15 protein-coding genes and 1 pseudogene are annotated in these 21,391 nt (G+C 62.9%); 5 read left to right on the top strand and 11 right to left on the bottom strand.

From position 1 onward, the window contains the following. From ACHHTY_RS08715 to ACHHTY_RS08735, 5 genes and pseudogenes are all read left to right on the top strand, one after another. Window positions 1-197: pseudogene (locus ACHHTY_RS08715) on the top strand (ABC transporter ATP-binding protein); the annotation flags it as partial. Continuing rightward, entirely contained in the window at window positions 197-1,099 is a 903-nt protein-coding gene (locus ACHHTY_RS08720) for an AEC family transporter (protein WP_395493720.1), read from the top strand. The pseudogene ACHHTY_RS08715 and the gene ACHHTY_RS08720, both read left to right, overlap by 1 nt. Before the next feature lie 324 nt (window positions 1,100-1,423). Continuing rightward, window positions 1,424-2,662 (top strand): putative sulfate/molybdate transporter, encoded by a 1,239-nt coding sequence (locus ACHHTY_RS08725; RefSeq protein ID WP_395493721.1) that lies wholly within the window; start codon window positions 1,424-1,426, stop codon window positions 2,660-2,662. 136 nt (window positions 2,663-2,798) lie between these two features. Then, window positions 2,799-5,261: an SF1B family DNA helicase RecD2 gene (recD2, locus tag ACHHTY_RS08730; RefSeq protein WP_395493722.1), complete on the top strand. Its 2,463-nt coding sequence runs from the start codon at window positions 2,799-2,801 to the stop codon at window positions 5,259-5,261. Between the two features lie 14 nt (window positions 5,262-5,275). Further along, window positions 5,276-5,659 (top strand): DnaJ family domain-containing protein, encoded by a 384-nt coding sequence (locus ACHHTY_RS08735; protein WP_395493723.1) that lies wholly within the window; start codon window positions 5,276-5,278, stop codon window positions 5,657-5,659. Between the two features lie 34 nt (window positions 5,660-5,693). On the opposite strand, the gene ACHHTY_RS08740 is transcribed toward ACHHTY_RS08735, so the two are convergent. The 11 genes from ACHHTY_RS08740 to ACHHTY_RS08790 all read right to left on the bottom strand — a co-directional run bounded on the left by ACHHTY_RS08740 (window position 5,694) and on the right by ACHHTY_RS08790 (window position 21,300). After that, window positions 5,694-6,839, bottom strand: a complete 1,146-nt coding sequence (locus tag ACHHTY_RS08740) for an Opr family porin (RefSeq protein WP_395493724.1) — start codon at window positions 6,837-6,839, stop codon at window positions 5,694-5,696. Between the two features lie 356 nt (window positions 6,840-7,195). Beyond that, window positions 7,196-9,271 (bottom strand): ATP-binding protein, encoded by a 2,076-nt coding sequence (locus ACHHTY_RS08745; protein ID WP_395493725.1) that lies wholly within the window; start codon window positions 9,269-9,271, stop codon window positions 7,196-7,198. Between the two features lie 18 nt (window positions 9,272-9,289). Further along, complete coding sequence (locus ACHHTY_RS08750) at window positions 9,290-10,216, bottom strand: phosphate/phosphite/phosphonate ABC transporter substrate-binding protein (RefSeq protein WP_395493726.1); 927 nt, start codon at window positions 10,214-10,216, stop codon at window positions 9,290-9,292. A 354-nt stretch (window positions 10,217-10,570) separates the two neighbouring features. Then, window positions 10,571-11,023, bottom strand: a complete 453-nt coding sequence (locus ACHHTY_RS08755; protein ID WP_395493727.1) for a 4Fe-4S dicluster domain-containing protein — start codon at window positions 11,021-11,023, stop codon at window positions 10,571-10,573. Continuing rightward, window positions 11,020-13,134: a molybdopterin-containing oxidoreductase family protein gene (locus ACHHTY_RS08760; protein WP_395493728.1), complete on the bottom strand. Its 2,115-nt coding sequence runs from the start codon at window positions 13,132-13,134 to the stop codon at window positions 11,020-11,022. The genes ACHHTY_RS08755 and ACHHTY_RS08760 overlap by 4 nt, the downstream gene beginning before the upstream one ends. Window positions 13,135-13,595: 461 nt before the next feature. Beyond that, a complete protein-coding gene (locus ACHHTY_RS08765; RefSeq protein WP_395493729.1) occupies window positions 13,596-14,246 on the bottom strand; it encodes a hypothetical protein in 651 nt (216 codons plus the stop codon). 34 nt (window positions 14,247-14,280) lie between these two features. Further along, window positions 14,281-15,348 carry a protein-tyrosine phosphatase family protein gene (locus tag ACHHTY_RS08770; RefSeq protein WP_395493730.1) on the bottom strand — a complete coding sequence of 356 codons (1,068 nt, stop codon included), beginning with the start codon at window positions 15,346-15,348 and terminating at the stop codon, window positions 14,281-14,283. Beyond that, window positions 15,345-17,882, bottom strand: coding sequence for a PEP/pyruvate-binding domain-containing protein (locus ACHHTY_RS08775; RefSeq protein WP_395493731.1), 2,538 nt, complete (start codon window positions 17,880-17,882; stop codon window positions 15,345-15,347). Before ACHHTY_RS08775 ends, ACHHTY_RS08770 begins: the two co-directional genes overlap by 4 nt. Window positions 17,883-17,888: 6 nt before the next feature. Further along, window positions 17,889-18,260, bottom strand: a complete 372-nt coding sequence (locus ACHHTY_RS08780) for a response regulator (RefSeq protein ID WP_395493732.1) — start codon at window positions 18,258-18,260, stop codon at window positions 17,889-17,891. Between the two features lie 11 nt (window positions 18,261-18,271). Next, complete coding sequence (locus ACHHTY_RS08785) at window positions 18,272-20,362, bottom strand: two-component system sensor histidine kinase NtrB (protein WP_395493733.1); 2,091 nt, start codon at window positions 20,360-20,362, stop codon at window positions 18,272-18,274. A 17-nt stretch (window positions 20,363-20,379) separates the two neighbouring features. Continuing rightward, complete coding sequence (locus tag ACHHTY_RS08790) at window positions 20,380-21,300, bottom strand: phosphate/phosphite/phosphonate ABC transporter substrate-binding protein (RefSeq protein WP_395493734.1); 921 nt, start codon at window positions 21,298-21,300, stop codon at window positions 20,380-20,382. Window positions 21,301-21,391 lie beyond the last annotated feature (91 nt).

Here is a 21,391-nt window from a genome sequence, read left to right on the forward strand (position 1 = left end):
AACTGGCGGGCCTGCCCGCCCGGATCGAGGCCCTGGAGGCTGAACAGGCGGAACTGCTGGCCCTGATGGCGGCCCCCGATTTCTTCCGCCGCCCCCCGGCGGAGCTGGCCGTCCACCAGGCCCGGCTAAGCGCCCTGGAAGAAAAACTCGCCGTGATTTACCGGCGCTGGGAAGAACTGGAGAGCAAGGCCGGCTGATGGAAAATTTTGTTCTGACCATCTCCTTTCTGCTGATCGGGGTGCTGCTGCGGCGGCTGCCGGTGCTGCCCCGGGATGCCGCCCAGACCCTCAATCTGTTCGTCATCAACGTCTCCTTGCCGGCCCTGGTGCTGCTCAAGGTGCCTCTGCTCGTTTTCAGCCGCGATCTGCTGGTCACCGTCCTGATGCCTTGGGGCATGGTGGCGGTCGGGGCCCTGGCCGTGCTGGGGCTGGCCCGCGCTTTGGCCTGGAGCCGGGAAATCACCGGGGCCCTGCTGCTGATGGTGCCCCTGGGCAATACCTCCTTTTTCGGCATCCCGATGGTCAGGGCCTTTTTCGGCGAGGATGGCATCCCCTATGCCTTGATGTACGACCAGTTCGGCTCGTTCCTGGCCCTGTGCACTTACGGCTCGCTGATCCTGGCCCTTTACGGCCACCAGGCGGAGAAGCCCAACTGGCGGACGGTCAGCCGAAAAATCGTCACATTTCCGCCCTTTCTGGCCCTGTTGCTGGCTCTCGCCCTGCGGTCGGCGGTTTATCCGGGTCCGGTGAGCGCCCTGCTGGAAAGCCTGGCCGCCACCCTGGTGCCGGTGGTGATGATCGCCGTCGGCATGCAATTCAGCCTCCGTCTCGGCCGCGAGACCCTGGCCCCCCTGGGTTTGGGCCTGGTGATTAAGCTCGGTCTGGCCCCCCTGCTGGCCCTGCTGACCGTCAAGGTCCTGGGCCTGGACAGCCCGGCCGCCAAGGTCGCGGTCTTTGAAGCCGGCATGCCCCCGATGATTTCCGCCGGCGCCCTGGCGGTTATTGCCGGTTTCTCCCCCCGGCTCATCTCCGCCCTGATCGGTCTGGGGATTCTGTTCTCCTTTATCACCCTGCCCCTCCTCTTCCTTATCCTGGCGTAAACCGGCGGCAGCACCGCATCTTGCGGCGATCGGTCCGGCTTGCGTGCTGATGTACGCGGCGCAGGCCCGCTTGCCGCAACCTGCGGCACTTACGGTCGTTTACGTCTGGCAAGAAGCGGGGCCTTTTTTTGTGACAATTAGGTTGCGTTCAGCGCTCAAAAGAAACTATACAGTTTTAATCAGATGCAATTATTGCGACGGTTTTATCCTGGCAGCGCTGCTGATAATGTTTCTCGCTTGGAAATATGGCTTGACCGGACAGTCTCCGGCAACCGCATCAGCTAAGGCGCGGAAAAAGCAACTTTGCGGATAGGAGTTGATGAGATGGACAACACCCAGGAACAGTGCCAACAACCTCCCCCTCCCAAAACTGCTTTTAGCTTCAACCGGATGGAGTTTGCTGGTTCCCTGGGAGACTTGGGGACCATCCTGCCTTTGGCCATCGGCATGATTTTGATCAATGGCCTCAATCCTTTGGGCCTGTTTCTGGCCGTCGGGATCTGCTATGTCTTTACCGGCCTTTATTTCCGGGTAACCACTCCCGTCGAGCCCATGAAGGTCATTGCCGCCTATGCCATCGCCACCGGCGTCAGCGCGGTCGAGATCCAGGCTTCCATCCTATTGACCTTCATTTTTCTGCTGATCATCGGCGGGACCGGCATCATCACCCTGATCGGCCGCTACATTCCCACCCCGGTGATTCGGGGAGTCCAACTCTCCACCGGGGTGCTGCTGGTTACCCAGGGGGTGAAGCTGATGCTGGGCACCACTCAACTGCAAGCGTTACGGGCGGCGGCGGAACCCTATCTCACCATCCAGAGCCTGGGGCCGCTGCCAATTGGCCTGGTGATCGGGGTTATTTTGGGCCTGCTGGCCCTGTTGTTGCTGGATAATAAGCGCTTGCCGGCCGCCATTGTCGTCGTCGGGGCCGGTCTGTTAATCGGCCTGGTTTTGGGAACCCGTGATGGTTTGCTGCAAATGAAGCTAGGCCTTTATCTGCCCGAACTGCTGCCGTTCGGGTTTCCCTCGGCTCCTGATTTCACCTTCGCCCTGCTGGTGCTGGTGCTGCCCCAGATCCCCATGACCCTGGGGAATGCCGTCATTGCCAGCGGCGATCTGGCCCAGCGCTATTTTCCCGAGGAGGGCAAGCGGGTGACCTACCGGGGGCTCTGCCTCAGCATGTCTTTCGGCAACCTGATAAGCTTTTTTCTGGGCGGCATGCCCATGTGCCATGGGGCGGGGGGGCTGGCTTCCCGTTACTGCTTCGGGGCCCGCACCGGTGGGTCGAACCTGATTATCGGCGCCATCTTTATCCTGCTGGCCCTCTTTTTCGGCCAACATCTCCTGGGGGTCATTTATCTTCTGCCCATGGCCGCCCTGGGGATTCTGCTGATCTTCGCCGGGGCGCAATTAAGCCTCACCATTCTGGATCTGAAAACCCGCAAGGAGCTGTTTGTCCCGATTATCATCGTGGGGATCACCTTGGCCTCGAATCTGGCGGCGGGTTTTCTGGCCGGGATCGCCTTGGCCTATGCCCTGAAGTCCGAAAAACTCAAGGTCTGATTTGCGGCCCGGTCAACGCGGCCCGCGATTTATCCCAGGCTATCCAAGAGCGGCCGCCGCTGGGCGGTCACCCCCCGGTTCGAGCTGCAGGGCCGCGGGGGGCTCGGCCGGGCCGGTCACTGCGGGGAAGTGACGGATGGCGGATGAACTGAAGGGGATTGTCGAGCGGATCACCTACCATAATCCGGACAACGGCTGGTCGGTGCTGCGGGTGCAGCCCTTCGACCAGCGGCAGGAGGCGGTGACGGTGGTGGTTCACCAGACCCGGGTGTTCGCCGGGGCCACCATGCGCTTTCTCGGCCAGTGGAGCGAACATCCCCGTTTCGGCCGCCAGTTCAAGGCGGAAACCGCCCTGGAGTTGAAGCCGGCCACCGCCGCGGCTCTGGAAAAATATCTCGGCTCGGGGTTGATCAAGGGGGTCGGCCCCAAGACCGCCCGCAAGATCGTTCGCCATTTCGGCGACCGGACTCTGGAGCTCTTCGAGGCAGAGATCGAGCGGCTTACCGAGGTGCCGGGCATCGCCGCCGCCAAGCTCAAAAGCATCAGCGCGGCCTGGCAGGAGCACCGGGCCATCCGCGAGGTCATGCTTTTTCTGCAGGGCCACGGGATCAGCACCCTCTTTGCGGTGCGGATCTACAAGGAATACGGTGATAAGGCCATTGCCGTGGTCAGCTCGGACCCCTACCGGCTGGCCGAGGATATCTACGGGATCGGGTTTTTTTCCGCCGACCGGGTGGCTTTAAGCCTGGGCTTTGCTCCCGATGGCGACCCCCGCCTGATGGCGGCCATCCGCCATGTCCTGGCCGCCGGCCGGGAACAGGGCCACTGCTATCTGACCCTGGAGCAGGTGGACGCCGGGGTGCGGGAACTGCTGGACCTGGATATCGGCGCCCGGGCGGCCGGGCTCCTGCGGCGGCTGGCGGAGGAGGGCAGGCTGATGGTCCGGACTCTGGCCGACGACCAGGGCCTTCCCCATACCTGTTATTACGCCAAATCCCTCTATTTCGAGGAAGAAACGGTGGCGGCCCGGATCCGGGCCCTGCTCGGTCCGGCGCCGGTGGATGGCGAGGGGGTGGCAAAATGGCTGGCCCGCTTCGGCCGCGACCAGGGCCTGGAATTATCCCCGGAGCAGCGCCAGGCAGTGGCCGGTATCGCCGGCCAGCGTCTGGCCATCCTCACCGGCGGGCCGGGCTGCGGCAAGACCACCGCCACCCGGGTTCTGGTCCTGCTGCTGGAGGCCCTGGCCAAGAAGGTCCTGCTGGCCGCGCCCACCGGCCGGGCCGCCCAGCGCCTGGGCGAAGTGGTGGGCCGGGAGGCCCGGACCATTCATCGCCTCCTGGAATGGCAGGGTACCGGCTTCAAGCGCCATGAGCAAAATCCCCTGGAAGGCGATTTTCTGATCGTCGACGAGTGCTCGATGCTGGACATCAGCTTGAGCGCCGCCCTGTTGCGGGCCTTGCCGCCGGGGGGCCAACTGCTCTTGATCGGCGATCCCGACCAGTTGCCGCCGGTGGGAGCCGGCAATGTGTTGCGCGACCTGCTGGCCGCCGGGACCGTCCCTGCTTTCCGGCTGACCAGGGTCTTTCGCCAGGCCGCCGCCTCGGCCATCATCCGCTTCGCCCACCAGATCAACCAGGGCGAAGTTCCCCGGATCGACTCCCCCTTCCAGCATCCCCAGCGCTGGCGCGACGGCAGCGACTGCCTCTTTCTCGACTCCGACGAGGCCACCCAGGAGCAGCTCGATTTCCTCGCCCGGGTCCGCCGCCATTTCGCCGCCGATTACGGGGAGTTCCGGGCCGCCGTGGCGCCCTGGGATTTCCGGCTGGGAGAGAAGGTGACGCCTTATGAAAGCGAACTGGTGGTGCCGGCCAAGTTCCGCCATGTCAAGCTGGAGGAACTGCTGGAGGCCGGCACCAGGGCGGCGGAGCTCAAGGCCCTGCTCAAGAAGGTCCACCCCTGGTCCTCGCTCCATTACGGCCTGGCGGCGGTGGAGGTGGTCAAGAAACTCTACCGGGAATGGATTCCCAAGTATCGTGGCGGCAAGATCGAAATCCAGGTCCTTACCCCGATGACCCGGGGCAGCCTCGGCACCCGCAACCTCAACGCGGTCCTCCAGGCCGAGGTCAATCCGCCCGGCCCGGATCGGCCGGAAGTACAGTTCGGCGACCGGGTTTTCCGGCGCGGCGACCGGGTCATCCATATTCGCAACAATTACGAACTCGGGGTCTTCAACGGCGACATCGGCACCATCAGCGCCATCGACCACCAGAGCGAAACCTGCGAGGTCACTTTTCCCCCGGACCATCGCCGGGTGCTTTACCGCCGCGATCAGTTGCCGGAGCTGGAGCTGGCCTACGCCATCACCATCCATAAATCCCAGGGCAGCGAGTTCGCGGCGGTGATTATCCCCCTGCTGACCCAGCACTACCGGATGCTCTTCCGCAACCTGGTCTATACCGGCCTGACCCGGGCCCGCCAACTGGCGGTGCTGGTGGGCAGCCGCCGGGCCCTGGCCCTGGCCGTCAACAACCAGGACACCTCGGTGCGCCAGACCGCCCTGCGCCAATTGCTTTTGCCCTTGTCTTCCCGGAAAAAATAAGGAAAATTGTCGTCATGTTCAGCGCCATCGAAATCATCGCCGAAAGACGGATCAGCCAGGCCATCGCCGAAGGAACCCTGGACGGGGGCTCCTGCAAGGGCAAGCCCCTGGTGTTCGAGGATCACAGCCATATCCCCGCCGATCTGCGGATGGCTTACAAGATCCTCAAAAATGCCGGTTACCTGCCCCCGGAGCTGGCGACCAGCCGGGAAATCCGCCAGCTCGAGGATCTGATCGCCGCCGGCGAGGACGAGCATACCCGCCTGCGGCAGATGAAAAAACTCAAGGTCCTCAACCTCAAGCTCGGGATGATGCGCCAGCGCCCCCTGCAGCTCGAAGACGCCGAGTATCGCCGCAAGGTAACCGAAAAAATCAGCCTGGCCGCCGGCAAGAACTGAATTGCCGCCCGCCTTTTGCCCTGCCCGGCCCGGCTCAGAAACGATAAACCAGACCGGTTTTGAGCAACTGGTAGCTGTCCGCCCGGATATCGTTGCTGACCTTGGCGTAGAGCAATTCTATCTCCAGGTTGGGCATGATTTCACTGGCGGCGGTCAGGTTGAGCTCTTTTTCCCGCAGCCGCTCACCATCTTCATCGTAGCGGGTGGTGCCGTACAGCGCCGCCAGGGTGACCGGGCCGACTTCGTAAGCCGCGCCCAGGTAAAAAGTGCGGGCATTGGCCGAGAAGAGCCGATTGCCTTCTTCAAATGGTTGCTGATCGCCGAAGCTGTCAATGCCCCCGGCTCCCCGGCGGTCGGTCTTGAGATATCCGCCCGCCAGCTCCAGGCCCCGGTAGTCCAGGCTCTGTTCCAGCCAGACCAGGCCGCCGTTTTCCAGCCCGTCAGCCAGGACGGAATCACGGTGGGCGGTGCTGCGGACCCACTGGACCATGGTGGCGGCCGCCAGTTCCGGGGCCGGTTCATAGGAGGTCACCGCGCGCAAACCTGGGGCCCGGAATTCGCGGGGGGCGTGATAGTAGTAAGGATTGAGTTCGAGCCACGCCAGCGGCTGGTATTTGACATCGAGGACGTAAACCCCCCGGTTGCCGTTCAGCCTGGTGAAATCCACCACCTCGTCCGGATCGGTGATGGCCCGGCGCCGGGCCCAGCCCAGGCTGATTGCCAGTTCTTCCCGCGGGGTAAGGCGGGCCATGGCCCCCTCCATGTAATCGATCAGCCATTCCAGCTCGACGGCCTGGCGGCCGAGGGTCAAATCCCCCCAGTAGGCGTCGTGGTAGCGGGCAAAAGCATTGTTGATGACCAGGTCCTTGGCGATTTCCTCCCGGTAGTCGCCCGAGTGGCGTTCATCGAGCCTGGTCGTGCCCCAGGCGCCCAGGCCCAGGCTGAAACCATCCCAAGGCGGGGTTTCATAACTGAAGCCGGCATGGGCGGCGGCAAAACCGGCCGTGGCGGCTTCGCCGGGCTCGGCTTCCCGCGCCTTTTCCCGTTGCCAGTGGAGGCCGGCCTGGCCGGAAAAGCTGCCGCTTGCCCAGCTTTCCTGACCGGTGGCCGCTCCGGCGCCCGCCGGCAGGGCCGCCATGATCCCCAGGGCCAAAAGGCCGCCCAATTTCTGTCTTATCATCGCTGTTCCTCCTTCCCTTGTTGCTCCGGAATAGTCCAGGCGGCAGGCGCCGCCGGCTGATTAATGCCGATCGATAATACCAATATAAAAGTGTTGCGCAATTATTTTTTTATGGTTTGCCTAATTTAGTTGATTGATCTTATTGGAGGCTTGCGGCCCGCGCCATTGGGGGCAAGAACCGATAATTGGTTCGGGGCTGATTTAATGGGGGAGCCGGGGCAAGCGGGGAAAGGAAAAAATGGTCTTCCGGCCGGCTGTCCCGGCCAGAGGCCGGCGCCGGCTGAGCGATGGTGGATTTTGCTGCGAAAGGGGTTGTGGCAGCGTGCGGATACATCCAAAGCCAAATGGCTTGTAAGCTACTGAACAGCAGACAGCTCGTCGTTCTGGGCGTGGAAATCCAGCGGCAACTCGACGACGAAGACCGCTCCTTTGCCCGGGACGATATCTTCCGGCAACCGGACGGAGGCAGTGCGCAAGGGAGAGAGTTCCGGTGGCGGCGGGCTGAAGGCCCGGATGCGGCCGCCATGATCCTCGATGATCCCGAAGGAAACCGACAGTCCCAGGCCGGTGCCCTGGCCCACCGGCTTGGTGCTGTAAAAGGGATCGAAGATCTTGTTCAGCTCGTGCTCCGCCATCCCGCTGCCGGTGTCGGCCACTTGGACGGTGATGGTCTGGCGGGGGCTGTCCAGGCTGACTTTGACCAGGATCAGGCCGCCGCCGGGCATGGCGTCCCGGGCGTTGCTGAAGAGATTGATCCAGACCTGCTTGAGCTTCTCCGGATCGGCGTAAATGATGGGCAAGCGGTCGTCGAGATCGAGAATAATCTCGATCCGGTCCAGGGAAAAGGCGTGCCGGACCAGGGCGGCGGCCTCCATGATGGTATTGTTGAAGCAGATGTCGCGCTTGGCGCTTTGGACCTGGCGGGAAAAGCCCAGCAAGTCGGAGACGATCTTGCGGCAGGCTTTGGCCTGCTTTTCGATAACCCGCAGATCCTGGCTCAGTTGCTCGGGGTCCGGCGTTTCGTCTTCCTGGAGCAACTGGGCATAACCGAGAATGATCCCCAGGGGGGTGTTGATCTCATGGGCCACCCCGCCGGCGAGCTGGCCCACCGATTCCATCTTCTGGGCCTGGATTAGCTGCTCCTGGTATCTTTTGATCTGGGTAATGTCCCGGGCGGCGAGCAATACCCCGATATTTTTACCTTTTTCCACCACCGGGACCCCGACCAGGTGCCACCAGTAGGTCCGGCCGTCCCGCAGGACGGTAAGCTCCCGCTGGCGGGCCTTGCCGGCGGCCAGCACCGCCCGGCCCTCGGCGGCCAGCAGCAGTGTGTGTTCATGGGTGGCGGCAACCTCGCGAGCCGGCCGGCCGGCCAGTTCTGTTGGGGCCAGCCCGATGAAGTCGGCAGCGGCCTTGTTTACCGTGAGATATTCCAGCTTCTCGTTGAGCAGGCAGACAAAGTCGGGGATGACTTCGAGGATGGTGCTCAACAATTGCTGCTGGCGGGTCAGGACCCGTTCGGCCGCCTGCAGCTCCTCCAGGCGGGAGCGCAGGGCCAGGGCCATGATATCCAGGGTTTCGGCCAGATCCTGGATTTCATCCCCCTTGTTTTGCAGAAAAACCGGACATTCCTGGCAGGAGTCCTGTTTGGCGGCGAAGGTGCCCGGCCCGCATTCCGGACAAAGGGTCCCGTCGAGGTACCAGCAGCGGCGCCGGTGGTCGCCATGGGCCGGGCAGTCGGTTTGGCCGCAGTGGCGCAGCTCCCAGCAGTTGCGGCGCAGGGTGGGCCCGATCTGCTGGTCCAGCCGGCCCTTGACCAGCTCCTCGGCGGAGCTGCGCAGGTTATTGAGGCGGCGGGTGACCTGGCCGGCAAAGATGGTTCCGGCCAGCAAAGCGATCAGCAGGGCCCCGGCGGAAAGGGCAACCACGACCCGGAGCAGGCGGTTGACCACCTGCTGCACCCCGGCGCGGGACAGACCGACCCGGGCGGTGCCGAACCACTGGCCGTCGATGAGGATGGGGGCGGCAAAATCGTAAACCAACCCGGCCCCGGTGTCCAACAGGATAACCGCGCGGTCTTCCGGCAACTCCGGGTGGATCCGGCCGAGCTGGCGAGGGAAACCGCCGCTGAAGCTGTGGGCCGGCACCTCGCCGTGGATGTTCTGGATAAAGGCGTACTCCACGTCATCCAGGCGGGCGAGCTCGTCGACCAGGTTCTTGAGCTGGAGCAAATCCTCGACCAGCAGCCATTGCTCCACCCGGACCGCCAGGTTTTCGGTCAGGACGGAACCGCGCTGCTTGCTCTCTTCGATGAGGGCCTGGGAGGCCATCCGGGCGATGGTGACGGCCAGCAGCAAGGCGATAAAAATGACGATGCCGCAGATCCCCAGGATCAGCTTGGTGCGGAACTTCAGGTGAAAAAGAAAAGACATGGCTAGGAGTCCCGCGGCTCAGGGCAGGGCAAGCTTGACGGCCAGTTCGCGAATGGGGTCATAATCCGCGTCCGCGGCGGGGATGATGGCCTTGAAGCCGGCGGCCTCCAGGATGGCGGCCTGATCCGGGTTGTCCGAATCCAGGCTCAACAGGGCCGCGGCGATCTTGGCGGTCACTTCGGGCGCCAGGCCCCGGCCGGCGGCATAGAGCCAGCCGGGGTAGGGCTGGGTCTCGGCCAGCACCCGGATGCGGCTCAAGTCCACTTTGTCGGCCAGCAGCGGCAGGGTACCTTCCCGGATCGAGCCGACATCATAGGCTCCCGAGTAGACGGCCAGCACGACCTGCTCCTGTTTGCCGCTGCCGGCGGCAAAAGCCACTTCGCCGAAATCCGCCGGTTGCAGGCCGTGATCGGCAAACAGGCCCAGGGCAAAAAAGTAGCCCCCGGCGGAAATGGGATCCACGGCCAGCCAGCGCTTGCCCCGCAAGTCCTCGATGGCGTTGATTTCCGTATTGTCGACCCGGGTGATAAGCTGGCCGCGAAAGTCCGCCCCGCTGGAGTCCTCCACCACCCGGGCGAAGGCCCGGACGCCGTAATCGGCCATCTGGATGTAAACGAAAGGATTGGTAAAGGAGATATCGATTTCACCCCGGATCACCATCTTGAGGTGCTCGTCGAAGGTGGCTGGAAAGACCTGGCGCAGAGGCAGGCCGGTCTCCGCCCGCAAATGTTCCACCAGCCGCCGGTGACGGCGATGGGCAACGGAATGGGCATATTGGGGCAGGTAGGCATAAGTGATGGCCTCCGAGCGCGCCGGCAGCATGGCCGGCCCCCGGTCGCTGAGATCAACCCGGGTGGCCTGCTCCTCGGAACACCCCCCCAGCCCGCCAAGGGCAGCCAGCCCCAACCCCAGCCCCAGCCCAGCAACCAACAAAAAATTCTTCATCCGCTCCGCCCCTGACTAAGCTCCAAAAAAAAGCCCAAAACGAAGCATACAAAAGCCCCCACCCCCAGACAACAACAAAAAGAAAGACCCCCCAAACTCAGTAAACCGGCAGCAGTGCCGCAGATTTGGCCAAGCAACCCCCGCGGCTATAGCAGCGCTATGCCGCGGGGGCTGATCGGCCAAAGATGTAGTTCTGTTGCCGTAACTGATCAAGGGGTTCAAGAGGTTCACGGGGTAAGCGGTCACGGGGTGCCGCAGTTTGCGGCAAGCGGGACGGCGATGCGTGCTTCAGCACGTGAGCCGGCCCGATCGCCGCAAGATGCGGTGCCCCGTGATCGCTTACCTGCTGCCGGTTTACAGTTCTTGCAAGGCGACGAAGCGCAAGGCATGCGCCGTGCAGCGGGTGACGCAGGCCGGCTTGAGCCCGGCGTCTACCCGGTCCAGGCAGTAATCGCACTTGACCACCTTGCCGGTGGCCGGGTTGAGCTGGGGGATATTCCAGGGGCAAGCCCCGACGCAGGCCACGCAGCCGATGCACTTTTCCTGGTCGATATAGACAATCCCGTCGGCCCGTTTGCGCATGGCCCCGGTGGGGCAGACCGGCACACAATGGGGATCGTCGCAGTGGTAGCAGGAGCGGAACTGGAACTCGGTCTTGGGAATCCGGCCCACCATTTTCAGGGGCTCATGGCTGATTTCGCACAGGCTGGGCCCTTCGGGCAACCGCTTGTTGGTCTTGCAGTGAACCTCGCAGCCGTGGCAGCCGATGCACCTTTTCGAATTGAGGTAGAGCATGTAGTTGTTCATAATTCCACCATCCTCTTGGGGTTCTTGGGGCTGCGGCGCACGGTGACGAAGCATTCGCAGAGGTTGAGGCCGCCGCCGGCCGGGTCCATTTCCTGGAGCATGCCCCGCATCAGCTTCTGGTCGGCAATGCCGGCATGGTAGGCCCGGCTCTGCAGGGGGATCTGGCGGCCGAAGCCGTGGACCATGTACACCGCCCCGGGATGGATGAATTCGGTGACATGGGCCTTGATGGACCCGCTGCAGCCGCAGACCCCGATGTCCACCAGGTCGCCGTCGGCAACCCCCAGCTTGGCCGCCGACCGCTTGTTGATCCAGAGGGCGTTTTCCGGCATCAGTTCGTGGAGCAGGGGGTTGTTGATGGTGTGGCTGTGGGCGTGAATCGGGGAACGGCCGAAGACCAGGCGGAAATGGGCTTTGGGGGGCCGGTCCGGGGCCTCGTAGGGCTTGAGCGATTCGAGCCCCGCCTCGGTCAGTTTGGCGCTGATGATTTCGATCTTGCCGGAAGGGGTTTTGAACTTGCCTTCCAGCTTGTCGCGGTCGAACATCACCGGCTTGTCGCTCAGGGGCACGAAACCTTTGGCGGCGAAATCCTCCACCTTGATGCCGGTGGGTTCAAGCTGCCAGTTCCACAGTTCCCTCTCGGTATAGGCCGGGAAATAATGGCCGATGTTGAGGCGGTCGGCCAGTTGCTTGATGATCTCATAGAGGCTCTTGGTGTCATGCATCGGCTCGATGGCCCGGTTGCGCATGATCAGGCGGGGCTTGGGCCCCTTCTGGACCGCGATGATGCTGTCCCGCTCCAGGAAGGTGGATTCGGGCAGAATGACGTCGCTGTACCAGCCGAATTCACTGTAGTGGGTGTCGATGGAGACCAGGAGATCGAGCTTGTCCAGGGCCTCCTTCTGGGCATTGGGATCGGGAAAGCAGCTGAAGGGATCGTGCCGGGCGCAGATCAGGGCCTTGAGGGGGTAGGGCTGCCCGCTCTGCATGGACTCGTAGAAAAGGTGAAAGAGGCCCGGGCCCTTGTCGAAATGCTTGTATTTCCAGCCCACCCCGTCGGCCCGCTGGGCCTTGGGGGCCGGCACCTGGTCGACCAGGTTGCGGATCCCCTTGACCCCGCAGTCGCCCGGGCCCTTGGCGAAGATCTGGCCGCCGGGCACCTCGATGTTGCCCATCAGGACGTTGAGGATATGGAGGGCCCGGCTGGTGTAGAAGGAGTCGCGGTAGCGGGACATCATCCAGCCGGGATGGAAGACCACCTTGGGCCGGGCCCCGGCGATTTCGGCCACCGAATCCTTGAGGTGCTTGACCTTGATGCCGCATTCCTTGGCGGCCCATTCGGCGGTGTAGGGCTCGATGAACTCGACCAGCTTGTCGAAGTCGGCCACGTAGCGCTCGATGAATTCATGGTCGTGGGCGTCCTGGCGGATGATCTCGTTGATCATTCCCAGGGCCAGGGCGTAATCGGTGCCCGGCTCCACCATGAAGAAGCGGTCGGCCTTGATCCCGGTCCGGGTCTGGCGGACATCGACATAGGTCAGCTTGCCCCCGGCGTCCAGCATGTCCAGCACCTGGTTGACCTCGGCCACCCGCAAGGAGGAGAGAATGTTGCGGCCAAAGAGAACCAGGTGCCGACATTTGGGCAGGTCGTAAACAAAGCCCTTGCGCCCCAGGCCGTACAGGGACTGGCTGGCGTGGTGGACGTTGCGGCCGCAGGCGCTGTCGTGATTGGTGAAGTTGGGGGAGCCCAGGCCCTTGCAGAAGGCCTTGACGATATCCACGAAGGGGCCCCCCCGGCAGCTCATAATGATGCTTTCCGGGCCGTGCTTCTTGATGATGGTGTTAAGCTTGTCGGCGACGTAGTCCAGGGCCGCGTACCAGCTCACGCTCTCCCAGCGGCCGGCGCCGCGGCCGCCGCTGCGGATCAGGGGTTGCAGGGGCCGCTCCTCGTCCTGGAGCAGCGCCGTGGCCGCGGCCCCCTTGGCGCACAAGGCCCCCCCCAGCAGGTGGGGATTGCCTTCGATCCAGGTGACCTCGTCATTTTCGGTTTCCACCCGAATGGGGCATCGGACGCTGCACATGCCGCACATACTGTAGAGTGAATTTTTCATGATGCTCCTCTAATTACTTGTTTTTTAGCCAATATTTTCGTCGCCCTCTTTATCGGTCGCGCCCGGCTGGCCCCACAATGGTTGGGGGCGCGGCGGGGGGCCCGGTTTTCATGCTCTTCAGTAGCACTAGCAAGAAGGATGCCAGCGAGAAAAGGGTTGGGCGAACTTGCTGATTTTTTTTACGTTGAAAACTCAGGCAGATAAAACGAGAACTATCTAGTTGGGGCAGGTCGCTACCCCAACCATGGGCAGGTTGCTGCATCATTTTTGTTGCGGTGCAACCAAAATAGACACGCTCGCAAAAACCCACCAAACGTGTTGGTCGGTAATGAGAAAACGATAAGTTACGAAGCGTGCCCCGTCGTCGTCGCGGCATTTTGCGGCGTCGACAAATTAGACACGCGCGCAAAAACCCACCAAACGCGTTGGTCGGTAATGCGAAAACGAACAGCAAGAATAGGCTATTTTCGTTCGTCGGATGGGGGGGCGGCTTCTTTTTCCTGGAGGGATTTTTTCAGCTGGAGCTGGCGCTGGCCCAAATCTTCCCAACTGAGCATCTCTTCCTCGCCCTGGTCGATCCCGACCCTGGGGTCCCGGTTGAAAAAATAGACATGGGGCTTGAGTTTGCCCCAGAAGATGCGGGTCAGGATATAGAGGTTGACCGGCACGGCGGCGAATCCCAGGGTATCGCCCATAATGGGCAAGGGAAAGAGCAGCTCGAATTCGATCTGGGAAAAACGGGTCGCCATCCAGGCCAGGGCGAAGGGCAGGGGCCAGAGGTAGGCCGCCCCCTGGGTGATCATGTTGAAAAAGTATTTGCCGAAAGCCTCGTTGGCCTGCTTGTTACAGGAGCGGTAGCTCTCCTTGTCCTTGCCGGCAATGGCCTGGATGGACAGGTTGTGCATCTTGACTGCGTCGGCCCGGATTTTGTTCATGTGGATGCTGTTGGCTCGGGCGACCACCCGAAAGGTCAGCTCGCCCAGCAGAATGCACCAGACGCAGAGGATAAAGGTGCCGAAGAAGAAGCCGACCTCCGGAATTTCAAAAAACCGGTAAGGCGCGATCAGCAGGGCATCGAGGTAAAAATAAAACTGTTTCAGAATATCGATCAATTTCAGGCCCATCCCATGGCTAAAGGTTTAATGCTTATTCTTCACTCAGTTCGCTGGACAGGAGATGGAAAAAAGTTTGCACGAACTTGCCGGAAACCACGTCCACCAAAGGAAAAACAATCCGCTCCCGGCCGGGAAAACCGCCGGCCAGGGCCAGAAACAGCTCCCGGGAAAGCCCTTCAACCCGGCTGCGGCAAGAGGCGACAAAATCGGGATTGCCGAGCAGGGGCGGCAGATCAAAAAACCGGCAGGCCAGGGGCCGGGAGGGGGCGACCAGGCATTGCTCTCCCCGGGACAAGGGACAGAGGAGTTCCTGGCTGGTGTAAAAATCCCGAAAGTCATCCCCCTGGCCGGGAAAGCGCTCGCTGAGCTTGCGGATGGCCCGGGAGGCCTCCCCGCACCGCTCAATGGCCGCCTGCCGCTCGATGCTGTGCAAGCGGCCGTTGAGATGATGGGTGAGATAGGCCGCTTCAATCAGGGAAACCTCGACGAAGGCGTTGCAGCAGGCGCTGTGGCCGGTGCCGCAGCGCTGCTCGACCCCGTCGTGGTCGAGGCGGGCGTCAATCTCGGTCAGCAGGGCTTCGTAATCGGCGAAAAACGGACTCAGGTCCACCAGGCTCTTCCACTCCAGGGAGGGCTCCCGGATGGTCAGTTTGCCCTCCTTCTTGCCGATCTTGCGCACCAGCCACCACTGGTAAAAATTGGCCGGCTTGGAGCGCATTTTCTTGAGCTTCTGTTTGACCAGCTTGCTGCCCAGTCCCCGGCGCAGCAGGTAGGCGGAAATTATCGTGCCGGTGCGGCCGATGCCGTGGCGGCAGTGGACATAGACCTTCTTGCCCAGGTAGATCGCCTCGTCCAGCCACTCCAGGGCGGCTTCCAGGGCCTGCAGTTGGGGGGTCTCCTCGTCCTCGATGGGCAGGTAATAGACCTCGAAGCCCTGGCGGGACTCGATATCATGCAGATCGCAGTACTCGGCGCAGAGATTCATGATCGCCCCGATCCCCTCGGCCTTGAGGGCGTCCAGGTGGTCGTAGGACATCGGGGCCGGGCCGGTGGCCAGGTGATCGGTGACCCAGTAGACGGGATAATGGTTGGTGCTCATGGGGCGGCCCATTTTTTGATCAGTTGTTCGGCCATCTCCAGGGCATCATCCTCGTTTTTGAGGGCCATGTCCAGCAAAGGCGTCCGGCCCAGCAGGTAGCCGAGAATGGTCAGGCGCAACTGGCTGGCCGGCTGATCCAGCCGCATCGCTTTGGCCTCCAGCATATCCTCCTGCACTTTGACCCCAAACCCGTAGTGGGTCAAGACCCTGGTGAGCATGGCCAGCCGCCAGCCCTTTTTCTCCGGCGAGCCGCCGCCGCCCTTGAAGCGAAACTGGATATGATTCTCCTCGGGGCGCTCGCCGGCAAGGGCGTCAACCACCGCGAAATGGTAGCCGAAGCGGAGCAGCAGATGGGCATAGTTGGCGGCCACCAGCGCGTAACTGGCCAACCGGGCCGAGGTTTTGGGGTTGAAAATCCCGGCGCTGAGCTGGTCGAAGCGCTCCCAGTCCAGGTGGACCAGCCCCTGGGACCACTTGATATCCTGGTCGGCCAGCCCGGCCCAGGCCGCCTGCATGGGCACGCTGGCGAAGTGGGCCGGGGTTACCTCCTTGCGGTCCCGGGCGGCGGGGGTCAGGCCCCCGCCCAGATCCAGCACCTGCATGACGATGGGGATCTCGCTGACCAGTTGCTTGGCCCGCCGCAGGCCGCTGCCCGGGGTGGTCCCCAGGGAGAACATCTCCCGGGTCCCTTTTTCATGGACGAAACGGACCAGATCGTGAAAGGTCCGGCAGTTGCCCGGCGCGAATTCCGGCGCGGCCGGATCGGTCAGGTTGAGCGGGCTGATCAGTTCCATCACCGGGGCCAGCCGTTGTTGAAAGGGTATGGGCGGTTTGGCCTGCTGCTTTTCCTGCCAGGCCAGCAGTTCCGGCACCTCCCCGTCATAGACCACCCCGCGATGGGCGTCCACGGTGACGATCTGGCCGCTTTGCAGAGAGTTGGCCAGCTCCCCCAGGCCCACCACCAGGGGCAGCCGGAATTCGCGGGCCACCGAGGCGAAATGGCTGGCCTTGCTGCCGCGTTCGGCGATCACCGCCCCGACCCGGTCGGCCAGGCTGACCAGCTCGGGACCGATGGTCGGCGTTACCAGGATGCTGCCCGGCGGCACCTGGTCCAGCTCCTTTTCTCCGGCCAGGCGATACACCGGGCCGGCGGCGACTCCGACGCTGGCCGGGGTTCCTTCGCCCAGCAAAACTCCCACATGCTGGGTGGGCGCCGGGGTGTCCCGGGAACCGGCTTCCGGCTCCGTTGCCAAAGGCTCGGCCCCGCCGACCCCGGCGCTGCCAATGGGGCGGGATTGCAGTACCACCAGGCGGCCCGCCTGATCCTGGGCCCACTCCACATCCTGGGGGGACCCGAAGAGGGCTTCCAGTTCCAGCCCCCATTCAGCCAGGGAGGCGGCGGCGGCATCCTCGAGACACATGCCTTCCTTGGCGCCGGGGGCCGAATCCCGGGCCTCATCCGATTTGGGCGCCGGCTGGCGGGCCATAATATGACGGCTTTCCTGGCGGGAAATCAGAAAGATATCCGGCACGGTGCTGCCGTCCACCAGGCGGGTGGCCAGGCCGGGAATGGCGGTGACCACCAGGCAGGCCCCCCGGCAGAGATCCAGGGGGTCCAGGGTGTACATAACCCCGCTGGCGCGGGGGGCGATCATCGGCAGGAGAAGCACCGCCATGGGGGTCTGGCTGTCGGCCAGCCCCGCGTGGAGTCGGTAGGTCAGGGCCCTGACGCCATACTTGCTAGCCAGTACTTTTTTATAGGCGGTAAAGAGATCCTCCCGCTTGACCTTGAGCACGGTGTTGTACTGGCCGGCAAAGGAGATCTCGCTGTCCTCGGCCCGGGCGCTGCTGCGCACCGCCCAGGTGACGGCGGGATCATCTCCAGCCACCTGGGCAATGGCGGCCCGAACGCTATCCTCCACCGCCGCCGGCACCCGGCCGGCCATGATCAGCTCCTGGAGCAGGCGGGAAGCCTTCTCCAGCCGTCGGGGCTGGCCCAAATTGAGGCTGCGCAGCCGCCGGGCAATCTCATTCCGGAGGCCGTTTTCATCGATGAAGGCCTGGAAGGCGTTGATGGTTATGACCAGTCCCGGCTGGACCGGAATTCCGCTCTCATGGCGGATTTGGGCCAGAGCCGCTCCTTTGCCTCCCAGCAGAGCGGGATACTCCCAGGCGGTGTCCAGGGGCAGGGCATAGGGGGGATCGGCGGCAAGCGCCGGGGTGGAGAAAAGCTCAGTCAGACGACCGGCGATCCGGGCCTGGCTGACGGCCAGTTCGCCATAGGCCCCGGGATTCATCTCCTCCAGGCAGCGGGTCAGGCGCTCCATGGCAAGGGAGAGCCCCCGCACCAGCGCTTCGATCCCCGTCCAGTCGCAGGGAATCGGGCGCTGGGCGATCTCCTCCAGCTTGGTGATCAGCTTGAGGCAGATCCGGTCCTGGCGGAGCAGGGCCTGAAAGAGGGCGAACTGCCGCTGGACGACCTTGTCGGGGGTGAAGAACCGCTCAGCCCAGGAGGTTAATTTCTGCAGCGCCATAAGTGGTTATGCCTGGCCGCCCCGGGCCAGGATCTGGCTGGTTTTCTCCTCCAGCTCGTCGATATCGATGGGCTTGATGCAGTATTCATCGGCCCCGAGCTGCAGGGATTGCTTGGCGGTCTCCAGGGTCGGGTAGCCGGTGAGCATCATCACCCTGATCCCGGGGTTGATCTTTTTCAGCTCCTCCAGCACCTCAACCCCGCTCATCTTTTTGAGCTTGATATCGAGAATGGCCAGGCTGGGAGGATTTTCCCGGGCGTGGGCCAGGGCCGGCTCCTCGTCGCTGTAGACGTGAACCTGGTGGCCCTTGCGGGCCAGAATGCGCCGAATCATCATGCCGACATCGATTACATCGTCCAAAACCAGTATCTCCGCCATACCGCCTCCTGCTATCTGTTCTTGGGAATTTCGATACATTCATCATCGGGCAAGGAATCGCCCTCCAGGGGCAGTTCCACGAAAAAAACCGTCCCCGGCCCGGGGCCATGCTCAAATTCCGCCGGGAATTCCATGTATTCGCGGGGCACCGGACTGAGGGCGCTGATCCGGCCCCCGTGATCCTTGATGATCCCGAAGGTCACCGAAAGCCCCAGCCCGGTCCCCTTGTCCACCGGTTTGGTGGTGAAAAAGGGCTCGAAAATCTTGTCCAGGTCATGCTCGTCGATGCCGCTGCCGGTGTCCGCCACCGAGACCACCAGGCGGCGCCGGTGGGCGCAGAGCTTGGTCTTGATCTGGATCGAGCCGTCGCTGCCGATGGCGTCGGCGGCGTTATTGAGCAGATTCATCCAGACCTGGCGCAGGCGCTCGCGGTTGCCGTGAATGGGGGGAATCTGGTCATCCAGGCTCTGGAGAATGGTGATCCGGTTCTGGCGAAAAATATGTTCCACCAGGTTGGCCACCTCGCGGATCGACTCGTTGATATCCATCTGTTCCCGGGCCTGGTCGGTGCCGCGGGAAAAGCTGAGCAGATCGGCGACAATCTTGCGGCAGGCCTGGGTCTGCTTCTCGATAATCGCCACATCCTGGGCCACCGGATCATCGGGGGGAATATCCTTGAGCAGCAACTGGGAATAACCCAGGATGATGCTCAGCGGGGTGTTGATCTCGTGGGCGACCCCGCCGGCCAGCCGGCCCAGATCCTCCATTTTCTGGGAATGGATCAGTTTTTCCTGGTACTGCTTGATCACCGTGATATCCCGGGAGGTGGAAAGCAGGCCGATGATCCGCTCATTCTCGACCACCGGCACCTTGACCACGTGGTGCCATTTCTTGCCCTGGCGCCCTTTGGTCATGATTTCCTTGGACAGGGGCACCCGGTTCAGGAGGATCTGCATATCCTCGTGATAATTCTGGTCCGCCTGCTCGGCGCTTAGCAGGTCGAAATCGGTCTTGCCGATGATCTGCTCCTCCTCCCGGCCCAGGTGGCCGCAGAAAGCCTTGTTGGCCGCCAGGTAAACCATTTTTTCGTCCTGGAGGGCGACCATATCCGGGGTCACGTCCAGAATGGTTTTCAGCAACTGCTTCTGGCGCCCCAGCTTGTTTTCCGACAGGCGCAACTCCTCGATATGGTTTTTCAGGCTCCAGGCCATGTAGTCGAAGGCTTCGGCCAGGTTCTGGATCTCGTCGCCGACATTGTGCCGATATACCGGGCAGTCGAGGCAGCGCTCCAGTTTTTCCGCCCCCTCTCCGGAGCCGCACTTCGGGCACATGGTGCCGGCCACATACCAGCAGCGCCGGCGGCGATCTCCGTAGGCCGGGCATTCCTTGATGGGGCAATCCATGATCTCCCAGCAGTTGCGGTCCAGGGAATCACTTACCTGGACATCCAGGTCCCCCTTGACCACGCTGGCCACCGAGTCGCGCAGGACATTGATCCGCCGGGTTACGGTGCGGGCAAAGAGAGTGCCCCCGATCAGGGCCAGCAGGGTGGCGCCCAGGGTCATGATGATGCTGACTTTCAGGAGCCGGTCGGTGGGGGCCTTGACGGTGTTGTAGGAGAGGGCCACCCGGGCGGTGCCCAGGCGGGTCTCGCCCAGCATCACCGGGGCGGCAAAATCGTAAAGCAGTTCCTGGCCGGTATCGAGAAACCGGAGGGCGTAGGGTTGATCGTCGGCCACCTCGTTGGCCCGGCGCAGTTCCACCGGAAAGCCGTCGCGAAAACTGTGGGCCAGGACCTGGCCCTGGGGGTCGAGAAAAAAGGCGTAGGCGATATCGGCCTGCTCGCCCAGTCCGCCGATTTCCGTGGTCAGCACCGTGAGGCGCAGAAAATTCAACGATAAGATGGACTCCACCGAGCGGGCGGCCAGGTTTACGACCAGGTCCTGGCCCCGCTTGATGGTTTCGCCCTGGACGGTGCGGGAGCTGGCGACATAATTCAGGGAGCTGAGCAGCAGGCCGAAAAAGATGATGATCAGGGCCAGGCCCAGGTTGATTTTGGCCCGCAACGAAAAGCGGGTCAGCAAGCGAGCAGTGTTGCCCATCAAGGGAGCGCCTCCCGCTAAAGGCCGACCCGGCTCACCAGGTCAAGCACCGGTTGAAAATCCTCGGGGCCGGCGGCAATGATCCGCCCCATGGCGGCCTTGTCCAGGATCAGGCGATGCTCGGGATTCTCCGGATTCAGGGCCAGCATCGCCGACTTGACGGCCTCCACCACCTCATCGGCCAGGCCGGGCCGGGCCGCGTAGCCCCAGCCGGGATAACGGGGAGTCGGGGCCAGGATCCGGATCTGGTCCAGGTCGATCTTGTCGGCCAGCAGCTCCAGGGCTCCTTCCCGGACCGTGCCCACGTCGTACCGCCCGGAATAGACTCCCAGGATCACGCTCTCCTGCTTGCCCCCCGGTCCCGGGGCAAAGGCGATTTCAGCAAAATCCTCCCGGTTGAGGCCGTGATCGACAAAATGACCCAACCCGAAGAGGTAACCGCCGGCGGAGAACTGATCCACCGCGATCCAGCGTTTGCCCCGGCAATCCTCCAGGCTTTGAATCTCGGGGTTGTTTCGGCGGCTGATGATCAGGCCGCCAAAGCTGGCTTCTCCGGTCGGCTCGATGATTTTGGCGAAAAACCGGGTTCCGGTCCGCTGGGCGGTAAGGGCATGGACGAAGGGGTTGGCATAGGAAATATCGATGGTGCCCTGCTCCAGCATCTGCATGTGTTCATGGAAGGTTTCCGGAAAAACCTGCTGGATATTGAGGCCGGTGCTCTCGGCCAGGTAGCGGATCAGGGGCTGATGGCGCTCGAAGGCTACCGTGTGGGAATACTGGGGCAGGTATGCGTAGGTAATCGCCGGCGGCCGGGCCCGGGGGGCGACCTCCTCGCGCACGCTCAAGTCCACCTTGACCGGGGCGGGCTGGCCGTTGCAGCCCGGCATTAACAGCAGGGCGACAATGGCGCAGAGAAAAAGGAGGTGGCGGAAAGACATGGAGCTCCTCGGGTTAAAGCGATCTTGAGGGCCGGCCGGTTGGCAAAGCAAAGAAATGGGGCAACTCCAGATTAACATGGAGTTGCCCCGG

The organism is Desulfurivibrio nitratireducens (assembly GCF_044068515.1).
GTDB lineage: Bacteria > Desulfobacterota > Desulfobulbia > Desulfobulbales > Desulfurivibrionaceae > Desulfurivibrio.

Excerpts from the sequence above, each read along its gene's own strand:
- ACHHTY_RS08720 (WP_395493720.1), top strand. The coding sequence starts at position 197 with ATGGAAAATTTTGTTCTGACCATCTCCTTTCTGCTGATCGGGGTGCTG.
- ACHHTY_RS08725 (WP_395493721.1), top strand. The coding sequence starts at position 1,424 with ATGGACAACACCCAGGAACAGTGCCAACAACCTCCCCCTCCCAAAACT.
- recD2 (WP_395493722.1), top strand. The coding sequence starts at position 2,799 with ATGGCGGATGAACTGAAGGGGATTGTCGAGCGGATCACCTACCATAAT.
- ACHHTY_RS08735 (WP_395493723.1), top strand. The coding sequence starts at position 5,276 with ATGTTCAGCGCCATCGAAATCATCGCCGAAAGACGGATCAGCCAGGCC.
- ACHHTY_RS08740 (WP_395493724.1), bottom strand. The coding sequence starts at position 6,839 with ATGATAAGACAGAAATTGGGCGGCCTTTTGGCCCTGGGGATCATGGCG.
- ACHHTY_RS08745 (WP_395493725.1), bottom strand. The coding sequence starts at position 9,271 with ATGTCTTTTCTTTTTCACCTGAAGTTCCGCACCAAGCTGATCCTGGGG.
- ACHHTY_RS08750 (WP_395493726.1), bottom strand. The coding sequence starts at position 10,216 with ATGAAGAATTTTTTGTTGGTTGCTGGGCTGGGGCTGGGGTTGGGGCTG.
- ACHHTY_RS08755 (WP_395493727.1), bottom strand. The coding sequence starts at position 11,023 with ATGAACAACTACATGCTCTACCTCAATTCGAAAAGGTGCATCGGCTGC.
- ACHHTY_RS08760 (WP_395493728.1), bottom strand. The coding sequence starts at position 13,134 with ATGAAAAATTCACTCTACAGTATGTGCGGCATGTGCAGCGTCCGATGC.
- ACHHTY_RS08770 (WP_395493730.1), bottom strand. The coding sequence starts at position 15,348 with ATGAGCACCAACCATTATCCCGTCTACTGGGTCACCGATCACCTGGCC.
- ACHHTY_RS08775 (WP_395493731.1), bottom strand. The coding sequence starts at position 17,882 with ATGGCGCTGCAGAAATTAACCTCCTGGGCTGAGCGGTTCTTCACCCCC.
- ACHHTY_RS08780 (WP_395493732.1), bottom strand. The coding sequence starts at position 18,260 with ATGGCGGAGATACTGGTTTTGGACGATGTAATCGATGTCGGCATGATG.
- ACHHTY_RS08785 (WP_395493733.1), bottom strand. The coding sequence starts at position 20,362 with ATGGGCAACACTGCTCGCTTGCTGACCCGCTTTTCGTTGCGGGCCAAA.
- ACHHTY_RS08790 (WP_395493734.1), bottom strand. The coding sequence starts at position 21,300 with ATGTCTTTCCGCCACCTCCTTTTTCTCTGCGCCATTGTCGCCCTGCTG.